The sequence below is a fragment of the Dyella sp. AD56 genome (genome assembly GCF_002878475.1).
Lineage (GTDB): Bacteria > Pseudomonadota > Gammaproteobacteria > Xanthomonadales > Rhodanobacteraceae > Dyella.
The window spans coordinates 1-10,981 of the sequence record NZ_NRDP01000042.1; the positions used below are offsets into that span (position 1 = coordinate 1).

At 60.7% G+C, this 10,981-nt stretch carries 13 protein-coding genes and 1 pseudogene; 4 read left to right on the forward strand and 10 right to left on the reverse strand.

Annotated features, from left to right (window positions below; translation table 11 throughout):
- On the reverse strand, positions 1–131 hold a 131-nt coding region (locus DyAD56_RS23030), incomplete at its 3' end, for a transposase (RefSeq protein WP_233202822.1).
- 267 nt (positions 132–398) lie between these two features.
- On the opposite strand from DyAD56_RS23030, the gene DyAD56_RS23040 reads away from it, so the two are divergent.
- The gene (locus DyAD56_RS23040) at positions 399–800 is read left to right on the forward strand and encodes a DUF2628 domain-containing protein (protein ID WP_102305175.1); all 402 of its coding nucleotides are present in this window, start codon (positions 399–401) and stop codon (positions 798–800) included.
- Between the two features lie 89 nt (positions 801–889).
- On the opposite strand, the gene DyAD56_RS23045 is transcribed toward DyAD56_RS23040, so the two are convergent.
- From DyAD56_RS23045 to DyAD56_RS23075, 7 genes are all read right to left on the reverse strand, one after another.
- A complete protein-coding gene (locus tag DyAD56_RS23045) occupies positions 890–1,345 on the reverse strand; it encodes a hypothetical protein (protein ID WP_102305176.1) in 456 nt (151 codons plus the stop codon).
- 723 nt (positions 1,346–2,068) lie between these two features.
- Positions 2,069–2,776, reverse strand: coding sequence for a DUF2968 domain-containing protein (locus DyAD56_RS23050; RefSeq protein WP_158241432.1), 708 nt, complete (start codon positions 2,774–2,776; stop codon positions 2,069–2,071).
- Positions 2,777–3,091: 315 nt separating this feature from the next.
- A complete protein-coding gene (locus DyAD56_RS23055; RefSeq protein WP_102305178.1) occupies positions 3,092–3,337 on the reverse strand; it encodes a hypothetical protein in 246 nt (81 codons plus the stop codon).
- 26 nt (positions 3,338–3,363) lie between these two features.
- Positions 3,364–3,882, reverse strand: coding sequence for a 2'-5' RNA ligase family protein (locus DyAD56_RS23060; RefSeq protein WP_102305179.1), 519 nt, complete (start codon positions 3,880–3,882; stop codon positions 3,364–3,366).
- Positions 3,883–3,989: 107 nt separating this feature from the next.
- Positions 3,990–4,448, reverse strand: coding sequence for a hypothetical protein (locus tag DyAD56_RS23065; protein ID WP_102305180.1), 459 nt, complete (start codon positions 4,446–4,448; stop codon positions 3,990–3,992).
- Positions 4,449–4,618: 170 nt separating this feature from the next.
- The gene (locus DyAD56_RS23070; protein WP_102305181.1) at positions 4,619–5,962 is read right to left on the reverse strand and encodes an amino acid permease; all 1,344 of its coding nucleotides are present in this window, start codon (positions 5,960–5,962) and stop codon (positions 4,619–4,621) included.
- Positions 5,963–6,017: 55 nt separating this feature from the next.
- Complete coding sequence (locus DyAD56_RS23075; protein WP_102305182.1) at positions 6,018–7,538, reverse strand: DcaP family trimeric outer membrane transporter; 1,521 nt, start codon at positions 7,536–7,538, stop codon at positions 6,018–6,020.
- Positions 7,539–8,028: 490 nt separating this feature from the next.
- On the opposite strand from DyAD56_RS23075, the gene DyAD56_RS23080 reads away from it, so the two are divergent.
- Positions 8,029–8,670, forward strand: a complete 642-nt coding sequence (locus DyAD56_RS23080; RefSeq protein WP_102305183.1) for a response regulator transcription factor — start codon at positions 8,029–8,031, stop codon at positions 8,668–8,670.
- Positions 8,671–8,714: 44 nt separating this feature from the next.
- On the opposite strand, the gene DyAD56_RS23085 is transcribed toward DyAD56_RS23080, so the two are convergent.
- Entirely contained in the window at positions 8,715–9,467 is a 753-nt protein-coding gene (locus tag DyAD56_RS23085; RefSeq protein ID WP_102305184.1) for a hypothetical protein, read from the reverse strand.
- 248 nt (positions 9,468–9,715) lie between these two features.
- Between DyAD56_RS23085 and DyAD56_RS23090 the strand changes: the two genes are divergently transcribed.
- Positions 9,716–9,931 (forward strand): hypothetical protein, encoded by a 216-nt coding sequence (locus DyAD56_RS23090; protein WP_102305185.1) that lies wholly within the window; start codon positions 9,716–9,718, stop codon positions 9,929–9,931.
- Positions 9,932–10,036: 105 nt separating this feature from the next.
- Positions 10,037–10,339 carry a hypothetical protein gene (locus DyAD56_RS23095; protein ID WP_102305186.1) on the forward strand — a complete coding sequence of 101 codons (303 nt, stop codon included), beginning with the start codon at positions 10,037–10,039 and terminating at the stop codon, positions 10,337–10,339.
- A gap of 467 nt (positions 10,340–10,806) precedes the next feature.
- Here DyAD56_RS23095 and DyAD56_RS23100 read toward each other — a convergent pair.
- Positions 10,807–10,981 (reverse strand): annotated as a pseudogene (locus DyAD56_RS23100) (IS3 family transposase); the annotation flags it as partial.

Consider the following 10,981-nt stretch of genomic DNA (forward strand, 5'->3'; position numbering starts at 1 on the left):
CGCCCGTTCTCTGTCTCCAGATCCTTCAGTCGCTTTGCTTCGGGCACGCTCATGCCTCCGAATTTACTGCGCCACAGGTAATAAGAAGCCTCACTGAAGCCGTGCTTGCGGCACTGCTCCTTGACTGGCATGCCGGCTTCAACCTCTCGCAGGAAGCCGATGATCTGCTCTTCGGTAAAACGCTTCTTCACGTCCAATCTCCTTCGGTTGGGGGATTGGACTCCAAATCGAATCGCTACTCAAAAGCGGGGGGACGTCGATCACCACACTTCGGATGGGCGGCGTCGCCTAGCCCGTTCGTCGTCATCCACCGATAGTTGCGCCACTCGGACGATTCTTAAATCCGTGGCGGCGGGCGATGCCGCTCAACCTCTTACTTCATGTCGATAGGACTTTTTATGGATGCCACCAGCACAACGACCTACCCGCAGAAATGGCAGGATCGGTTCGCCTTCTTCGAGCAGCATGGCGCGCCGAATAGCCCTGGCTTCAAGGAAGCGTTGAAGGCGCTGCCGTACGGTCAGCGCAGGAAGATCAACTTCAACTGGCTGGCGTGGTTGTTTGGGCCGTTCTATTTTCTGGTGGTCGGCATGTGGCGCAAGGCGCTGACGGGCTTTGGCATCGCGATTGCCGTGGGTGTGGTGACGGCCTTTTTGCCGGGCAGCATGGGCGACATCCTCAGTCGCGGTGTGGGCTTTGCGCTGGCGTTTCTGTTTGGTCTGACGGCCAACTACGCTTACTTCCTGAAGGAGCGTCGCGGCGACACGGGCTGGAATCTGTTCGAAGGCATGCGTTGGTAAGGATGACCTGCGCGACTTTGCCCGCTCACTGGCATGCCATCGGATGGCTGTCGTTACCTGCGGTGCAGGTGTCAGTGGCCTTGGCGGGATCAGCCGAGGCAAAGCCGGGCAAAGTCACGGCACCCCGTGTCCACGCGTGGATCGTGGATGATCAAGGCAAGCACAGCATGGAAGTGCTCGCGTGACACGGGGTTAGGGCCGTAGCCGTTCTGGAAGTCTTCATCGCCCATGGTGCGATCCAGCCAGCCGAGTACCGTGGTGCTCGGCTGGCGCTGCAGAGAGGCGAGCAACTGGGGCGTGTAGGCCTTGAACGGCTGGCCTTCGATAAAGGTGCCAAAGGGCCCCGGCCCACCCATATCCAACAATGGATAGCGCTCCACCAAGTGGAGAATGCGCGCGAGCACGTCGTGGTAGTCGAAGATGCCCAGGTCATCGAGGTGCTCGTGCACGCAGTCGATGAGTAGCCATTTGTTGCCCTGCTCGCTCGCCGCTTTTGCGGCGGCATCGAAGGCGTCAAAAACACTCTGTAGATGGTCGTCTGTCATGGCCGCGTGCTCGCCGGGTCCGAGTCCGTTCGCACGGTGGGTGCGCGCTTTGTTTGGGCGGCACGCTATTAGACACATTGCACTGAAGGGAATGGGATGCCCGCACGTACAGAAAAGGCCACCGCATTGCGCGGCATCAGCGTCATGCTGACGCTCGTTTTCCGTATAGGGGATAGAGGTAAAGCCCAACATTCAAGAATGTTGACGTTTGCCATGGTCGCGTTGTCACTCGCACTATCGTTATTGGGGCGATGCGGGTGGCCACGGCATTGGCTGTGAGTAGAGCGGGCCGTAGAGGGTGGAGCCCATACGATCCAATGACTATCACCAACTTTCAATGAGTTGATCATGGTTGTGCCAGATCAAACCGCACGTTTGCGCCCACCTTAGTCCCCTTCGGCACTGTCACCCTTATCCCGATCATTCAGCGGCTGCGAGGATACGGTTGAAGCGGCTCCGTTCGTCGTGCCGCAGGCAATGCGCAGTCGCCGCCCTGCCCTGTGCGCGACAAGGCTGGCAACGGGGGCTTGCACAAGGCCTTTGACGACATGCCGGGATGCCCGGTCACGGGCGAAGGGTGGATTCCAACGTTCGCTGATCCGCCCCGTGGCGCATCGGCTTGCACGACGATGCGCCACACCTGGGCGTTGATCGACAACTGCCCAGGGCTGGCTCGCCACCAATGGCGACAAAGGCATTTTCCGCCTCGCACAACGCCGCGATTTATCGTTTCCTATAGATGGAACTTATGCTCCGTGGGCGGGGTAGCTGCGTGGCGCACGTGGAGTAGAGCTGCCCTATTTGCCGAAGCGTGCGGTTGGCATGTAGTTGCGATTGCACCCGGCTGGCTTCGAGTTGTTTGATGTCATTGCGCAAGGCGCTATCACGATCCAGCGCTCGTTGCTTTTGCGCAGCATGACGCTGCATGTTGACGAGCAAGCGATCTGCGCGTGTCGCGGATTCTTCGATATGCCGCCGGAGTTGTGCGTTTTTTGCCTCCAGTTGAACCCGTCGTACCTCGGCGCGGGCACGGTTATTGACCTGCGCAACAAATTCTTCGAAGGCCTTTTCGGCCAAGTCGAACTCCGAGGACTTCATGGCGCGCCAAAGCAGATCGTCCATATAGACGGCGGCAAAGAATGTGAGTTCGATGGGATAGAAATAAAGCCTGACACGGTGACCAAAGCTGTGTAGTTCACGTAACGTGACTACAGCTGACTCGCGCTCGAGCCACTCAACCTCATCCACGTCAGCGACTTCGACAAGGTCGCCGTGGGCGTAGAGACCGCCCCAGGGGGCAGCGATGCTGTCGGCAGCGTCTTCGTCCAGTGGCGCGATCAATTCGTCCATAGGGTTGTCCACGGAAGCGGCGGCTCCCTCGTCAGTGCGCAGCACCACGGAAAATTCGCGTGCCGTTGGAGTCTCGATCATGACGGTCTCTCGCAACTTCGCGAGTCTCTGCATTGGACAGGGGGCGTGCGATTGGGCTGGATCCTGCTGCACCGTGGTCGTAGCGAGCACGGGGACGCCTGGGGATGATCCAGGCCCAAATCATTGACTGCCGACCATCGGTCGCCTGGTGTTGTGGGCAACCTAAGGCCGGCATCAACACGATGATAGAAAGGTGGCGCGGGTCTAGACCAGCAGACGTTTCTGAAATGGCGTCGATGGAGCACGAGTGGTTTTCCGCCGGCTCTCGCGTTCATCGAACACGCGGCGGTTCACTCAGGGTCAAGTCACTTTCTTTCACGTCGCTACATTGCCCGTGACGTCAGGGCGCACCGCCATATCACCTGCGGGTGCCATAACGGTGGGCAGCGCCTGCAGGGCCGCCGCACGCACGTTGCGCAGAAAGGTCACGCCAGCGACGAACTTGGCCTTCGCGCCATCCGGGTCGGAAGGCGCCACGTCCACGTAGTTGTCGAACAGCGCTTTCAAGCGGTCTGCGTAGGCGTCTTGGATGATGTCGGCGTCCGCGGGTGGGTTGACCATGGGTTCTCCTTGAAGTGGTGATGGGATCAGTACAGAAACGGGTAACTCGCCCATTCTCGCCAGCGCCGGTTTTCGCTCACCAGCAGCGATAGGGATTCGCACCAACCATAGATCGGCCCGTGATCCGCAAGACGCGCCTGAAGCTCGTTGATTACGGCAGTCTTCTCCTGCTGCACGTTCCGGGCGACGGAAAGATGAGGTACGAAATCAGGAAAGGCGCCGCCGCCCTTGGGGTGGTCGGGGAATGCGCGTTCCAGTGCCGTGGCTATGTGTACGAGGGGCTTGGAGGGTTCGGGGGCCAACCACACCACGGACGGAAACGTGCGTACCTCCGCGAGGCGAAACATGGGCGCAGGCAATTCGGCGGCCACATCACGCACGCGGGCGAGTAGACCGGGCGTCAGTAGCTCGCTGTCGATAAAGGGATAGATGAGCGTGATGTGCGCGCCAAGCCCGCGGCGTGCGGAGGGGTCATACAGCTCGCGAAAGCTGCCGACGACCGGCTCGGCCTCCGGCACCAGCAGCGCTAGCAGGGTACGCGCCATGGTCTACCCATCGCCTTCCTGTGTCCCGGCACGCCGCCGTGAGCGGACACTATGCTACCTGCGTCGGCCGTGACGCTCGCGCACACGCCACGGCTACGAGCCGTTCGTCAGTACCTGCTAGCACCAACGCAGGCTCGTCGGAGGAAGTTGGCGACCACTGCCGGCACGTCCTCCCACGTCATGGGTTCCAGCCCGTCATCGCCTTGCAGCATGCGTGCGAAGGACACGCCGTCGTCTTCACCGGCAAGCGCCGCCAGCACCGGCGTCGTGAACGACGTCGATGTCTCACCACCGGTCAGGGACTCCCACTGGGTGCGGTTGACACCCGGGGAACGAAAGAGCGTCCACGTCCCGGTCCAGGACGTTTTTCCATCGCGCACGACGTCAAAGGCGTCGCCCTGAATCAAATAGATCCCGACGAGTACAGCCATGAGGAACTCCTTTTCATCCGCTGCGCCATGGGGGAAACGCCGGCAATGGGGCTTGGCCGGCGGCATGACGTGCTGAAAATGCTCACGCGTTAGCTTATTGAGGACAGGCCGCCGCCCTCGCATGGCAAAGGTCATGGCTGTAACCGCATGAATTTACGACGCTTCCGCGCCGCGACATAGGCATTGTCCTAACCGGGATCAAGGACCTGCGCCGCGAATCGCGAGATCCATCGACTCGCAATATCGCCCTGCCCGCAGAAATTGCTGCGAAGCAGCATTTTCTGGCGCTAATATGCTGACCGAAATCAGGCGTCGTGACGAACCCGGGGCTGGCGAATGCGAGGCTTCAGCACGGCCTGCATCTTCACCAGCGCAAACAGCGGCGTGGACACCAGCAACACCACCAGCGCCTTGCGGTTGAGTTCGGCGGACTGCCCCAGCACCACACCTACGCAGTACGCGCAGGCCAGCAAACCGACGACCACCAGGAAATTCCGACGGGCAGACGTAAGCCCAAGTGTCCGGTTGAGCCGCCACATCGCCACCACGGAATAGATGTACGGCAACGCCATCAGCACGACGGTGGCATTGGTGATGGTGGCGAACTGCGTGGCGATGTCGGGCGAGGTGGTGAGCACCAGCAGCAGTGACATAAGCACGCCAGTGATCACTAGGTTGCGCACTGGCATGCCGTATCGGTTGGTGACCGCGAACGTGGTGGCGAACATGCCGTCTTGCGCGGCGGCCTGTGCAGATTGCGCCACGATGAGTATCCACCCCACCAGCGCGCCTGCCGCCTTGAGAATGGCCGCCAGCGAAATGACGATAGCCGCCCAGTTGCCCAGCATCACGCGGGCGGCGTCGGCAAAGGGGGCGCCAGAGACACGCAGTTGGTCGTTAGGCAACAGCCCCATCATCACGGTGCAGCAAGCGATGTAGATCACCGTGGACACTACCAAGCCGATCACGGTGGCAAGCGGTACGTTGCGCTTGGGGTTCTCGATAACGCCAGCCGACACGGTTGCGCTCTCCACGCCAAGAAACGCCCACAGTGCAATGGATGCGCTGCGGTCGATGGCATCGAACGTAGAGAGACCGCCGGGGTTCCAGCCGGCCTGAAATACATCCGCACGAAACCAGAACCAGCCGAGCAGACCCACGAATGCAATGGGCAGAATGCCCGCCATCGTGCTGATCGTGGTGAAGTGCCCCACTACATTGGCGCCGCGCGTGTTGAGCCAGATAAACAGCCAGATGATGCCTGCCGTGCTCGCATTGGCGAACCATGGACTCTTGAGCACGGGAAAGAACACCGCGAGATATCCGGTCACGGAAACGGCGATGGCCACGTTGCCGATCACGTTGGCGCCCCAGTAAAGGAAGTTGGTCTGGAAGGCGGCGAACGGCCCTAGGTGGTCGCGCGCATACGCATAGGGCCCGCCCGCCTGCGGTTCGACCATGCCCAGGTGCGCGAACACTAAGCCCAGCGCACTGGCGCCGATGGCAGCGGCGATCCAGCCGAGCAGGGAAATGCTGCCCACGCCGGCCATGCTCGACGGCAGCAGGAACAGCCCCGTGCCCACCATGTTGGCCACCACCAGCGAGGAGGCGGCCAGCAGGCCCATCTTTTTTACGGGTTGTGCGGCCATGCTGTCTCCCGCGTGACGGTGGCTAACCGTGCGCGGACTTCGGCGCGCGTGCACATCATGGGTTGAGGTCGTAGCGCAACGTCGTCTGGACGCGCTGTCCTTGCCCGCGCATGTCTTCGAGCGAGATGTTCTGCCCCCACAGGTATTCGATGCCGAGCATCGCGCGCTGGCTGAATTGCCAAGCGAGATTGAGGGAGGCGAACTTGGTGCTCTTGGGCAGCTCGCGATCGATCAACATGTCAGCCGTGGGGCTGATGCGCAGGTAACCGTAGGATGCGCTGGAACTGAGGGTTTCCGTCCAGCCGTGTGTGTAGCCCACGCCCCAGCCGCGTGCGCGAATGGCACGCAACGTGCCGTTGCTGGTGAACGCCGCATCCAGCCCAAGGCCGGAGATGTCCTGCAGGAAATTGGCGTAGCCATGGCCGTTACTGAACCAACCTTGCGCACTATCCAAATCGAAAACCTTGGTGCTGCCCGTCAACTGTGTGGCAAAGGCGGTGGTGCGCTGGGTATGGCCGTTGGTCGAATCCTGCATGCCCAGGTCGCGAAACAGATTGGCCCACTGGATGTGCCAGTCCGGCGTTTCCCAGCGCAGGCCCAGGGTGAAGTCGGCCAGGCGCGAATACGGCGAGTAGTTGCCGACTTTGGTGATGTCCGCGTTCGGCTTTTCCATCGATAGCGGCAAGGTGAGCTTGCTGTCACCCGAGCGGTAGAGCACCGGCGAGAAGCGAATCTGCGGCCCGTACTTGAACGTGAAGGAATTAGGGCCTTCGTAGTCGAGCGTGTTAGGAAACACGTCGATATCAGTGAACGCGGAGATGTTGTAGCCGGCGAGCAGTGTGTAATACGTGTTATCCAGCTCGCCGTAGAAGAACTGCATGTTGTACGGCATGTCGCCGGTGCCGCCGCCAAAGAAGTTGTTCTTGTAGACGACCTTGAGCGTGCCGTAGTCGGTATCGCGGCGGAAATCCATGCGGAAGATGCTTTGCCTCGCACTGAGATTGGTGCGCCATCCGCTGCCGTAAAAGGGTTGTCCACGCACGGGGATGGACGAAGGCACGAACAAGTCGGACGAGCCCATGTAGGTGTTGTCGATCATCGTGTCGAGCTGTGCCACCAGATCGAGCTTCAGCAGGTTGCCCGTATCGCCCAGCCGGACGTAGCCCTCCGGCAAGGGCTCAGAGACACCGGCGGGTGCCGAGGGTGGCCGGTACGGCGGTGGCTTGGACGGCTCGGGTACAGACGCGGACGCCACCAGTCGCGCGGCAGGCGCCTGCGACGGGGCTGGCGTGACGGGTGCAACGGGCGCCGCAGGGGCCGCCTGCGACACCTTCTCCTGTGCGGATTCCTTCGCTTCCAGCTCGGCCAGGCGTTGCTGCATCTTCTGCATCACCTGTTGCTGGGCTTCCATCTGTTGGCGCATTTGCGCGACCTGCGCCTTCAGGTCATCGGACGACGCGCTGGCTTGAGCGAAGGCGGTGGGCGCAAACGATGCCACGCAGGAACCGGCGAGCAACGAGCAAAGAAGGCGTAGGCGGTAAGACGTCGGTGTCGCTTGGCAAAGCCGTGGACGCATAAGAACACTCCTGTTCGAACGCCAAGGGCAGCCTGAGACCGCAAGCACGCACTCATGCCTTGCGCGAAGTGCGCCAGCACGAGAGAGGGAGTCACAGAACACGTTCTCGGGTCGCAGGGCGGGGAATCACTCCATCTGCCCTCACGCAACACCGACACATACGCCGCCGAATGCGGACGCCACCCGAGACCGATTAGAGCCGAAAAATTGTGGAAACCCCGTGAACCAGATCAATGGCCCCGGGGCTTATGTCGCATCTAAGTAAAATTTCGCAATGACGAAAGCATGGCTAAGGGATTTAAATAGCCATGTTGCCACCTGCCAGCCATCCGGCTGCTGGCTGCCAAGCAGGTTCCCATGATGTTTGCTGTGACAGGTTTCATGAGCGCTGTGTGAAGACTACAAATGACTTGTAAGCTCCTCCCTACAAGTCATTGCAAGTCGAACAGCTACCCTATGTCGGCTATACGAACATTCGGGACGGAAAACTGTGGGCCTTCGCATCATTCTCGCTGAGGACCACCCCATCTTCCGCAGCGGCGTGCGCGCGCTGCTGGAGAACAGCAGCAATGCTCACGTCGTTGCCGAGGTCGGTTCGCCGGCCGAGTTGATCGACGCGGTGGAAAAGCAGCCCTGTGACTTATTGATCTCCGACTTCAGCATGCCCGGGGGCCAATCGGCCGACGGTCTGCAGATGCTTGGCATGATCCGCCGGCGCCGGCCCGACCTACCCATCGTGGTATTGACCATGGTGAACAACGGCGGCGTGCTCAAGGCCATTCTGGCTGCCGGCGTACGCGGCCTGATAAGCAAGACAGATGCGCTTTCGGAACTCACGCTGGCGGTGCAGGCCGTGTCGCATGGACGGCCGTTCCTCAGCAGCAGCATTAGTCACTTGATCGACGAAGGCGGCCCGGGCGGACATGCGGATGACCACCCTGCACTCTCCAAACGTGAAACCGAGGTGCTGCGTCTGTTCGCGTCAGGGTTCACGGTCACTGAAATCGCGGGACAGCTCAACCGCAGCGTCAAGACCATCAGCCGCCAGAAGATGGACGCCATGAACAAGTTGGGGTTGAAGAACGACCTGGATGTCTACGCTTACGCGCGCGAGCACGGCATCCTTGCCTGAGCATGGGCCATCACCTCGCCTGAAGGCGCGACGGCGTCCTCGCACTAAGGTACGTTGAGGACTTCCAGACCCTTGTCGCTGAAAAACGCAAGGCCGCTGCCCAGCATGGCATTGCCTTGTACGATGGCCATGCTATGGGGCGAGGCATCAGCGAAGCGCGCCACGTAGGCAGGCGTGAATATCTGCTTCCATTGCGCGGCCAACTGCTTGGCATCGCGGATCTGCACATGTTTGTCCGGGCCATGATTCACGCGCAGGGGAAAATGCACGTAGCGCGCCGCGAGCGCACTGTCGCCTTTCGCTACCGCTGCGCAGAAGCCCTCCGTGCGTGCTTCAAACACATCATCCGTTTCGTCGGTGATGGATTGATACCAATGGCCAACAGGGCTGGCGGTGAACAAGCCGCCACCCTGGAGCTTTACCGGTAACGTGATCTTTCCGTTGCTCCAGCTTCCTTCGAGGCCCACGCTGTTGTCGAAATCCAGCGCTTTGCCGTCCTCGCTGCCGTTGCCCACGAAATGCAGGGTCATGGTGGCGCCCTGTTCGTGCAGGATAAACGTGTTGTTGCGCCACTCACCGGTGAGTGGAATGTCGGTGAGGTGGCGGAAGTAGTAGTAACGACTGGGAGCAACCTGCTGGCCCGCCACGTTGAGGATCAAGCCGATACGTTGCGGCCCCAGCGTGCCATCGTAGGTGGCCTGCTGCAGTTCGTTGGCGTGGGCGACACGCCAGGGCACAGTCGCACATAGACAGGCCAGCGTCAGGCCCCATGACACCCAGCTTGCGGGAACTCGCATGACGACATCCTTGGCTCACGGCACCGGGCCGATGGCGCCCTAGCCTACTGGGCCCGCATGGCCACTGCATGCATGGTGCGCCGCGGAATGGCGTGGATCATGTCTGGTTCGGGCATGGCACGTTCCTTGATTGCCATGGACTGAAGCATAGCGCCCCGCAGAACAATAACCCTTCGATGGGGCCCGCTCGCTGGACTTTCCCACCACCCAACGCAAGACCGTTTCGCGAGCGTCAGGGGCGCTCACGCATGAACATGAACTTCTGTGTCGTAGACGAGACACACCACGAACTTCAAGTGCTTTGCGAAGTTGACCGGTTGCCCGGTCGCGTTGCGTGGCGTGCCCATATCTATGGCTCGGTATCGCCCCAGGAGGAGCTGAGCGGTGAGGCGGTGGACGAGGACGCGGTGGCCGGGCACGTGCAGGCCGAGGTGCTCGACCGGGGCATTTTCGCCAAAAGCTGACCCACAGCGTCATGGGCATGACAAGGAACGACAGCCGCCAGTTGCATCCGCGCCGGGAGCGCGCGCACCATTCCAGGCGGCTGCATGAGTGGTGCGAGCGTAGTAATGCCTTTTTCGACCGAACGCGTACTGCTGGCCTGGGTTGAAGACTTGGAGCAAGGGCTCGAGGAGCTGACGCGAAGCTCCCGAAGACCACATCACGACGAACTCCTGAAAGATCTGCTGGAGTCGGCCCAGGGTCTCTTGGCACTGACCCAGTCAGAACTGCGCAAGCTTTCGACCGCGAGCATCCCGCTGCTGGGCAACGAGCCTCGGAACATCCGTTCTTCCGACGACATCCGGCAGCTGTGCAACCAACTGCACCAGCTTTTTCCAGCCGATAGCGGCCAACGGGAATCGACTGACTGAACCATGCGTTGCGCCGTCCTTGCAGGATGAAGCGCTCTGAGCAACGCCTGTGCCGCTGGCACGAGGGCGAGACGCCATTTCTCCGCAACACACGGGATGACGCGCTGCATCAACCACGCAAGTGATTGAAAATGGCGCCCTGCTCCTCAGGGCTGGGTTTGCCTTCCGTGCGCCATCAAGGCGCTAATCAATTGACGGGATACCGGCGGACGGAACGTCACCAATCGGTGATCAAGCGGGCGCTCACTCATCGCGGCCTCCCCAACGGTTCGCAGCACCCCAGACACGACATGCGCATACGGCGGCCAAAACCCAGAAGATAAGGCATATGTCAATGCCGCTCATGCGGCATACATTGCTTATGTGACCGTCTGACGACAAACTTAGGGGGTAAGTAATAAGGAACTATGCATTGAACGGCAGGCTGAATCGCCCCGGTTTTCGCGGAGGCTATTTGGTTTAAGTGATCATGCGGCCTGCACCAAGTCGGAAGCCAGCTGACGGTAGTAGTTAGCTTCGGCCTCGGCGGGTGGAATATACCCGATGGGTTCGAGTAAGCGTTGGTGGTTGAACCATGACACCCATTCGAGCGTGGCCAGTTCCACCGCTTCTCTGGTTTTCCATGGTGCTCGGCGGTGAATC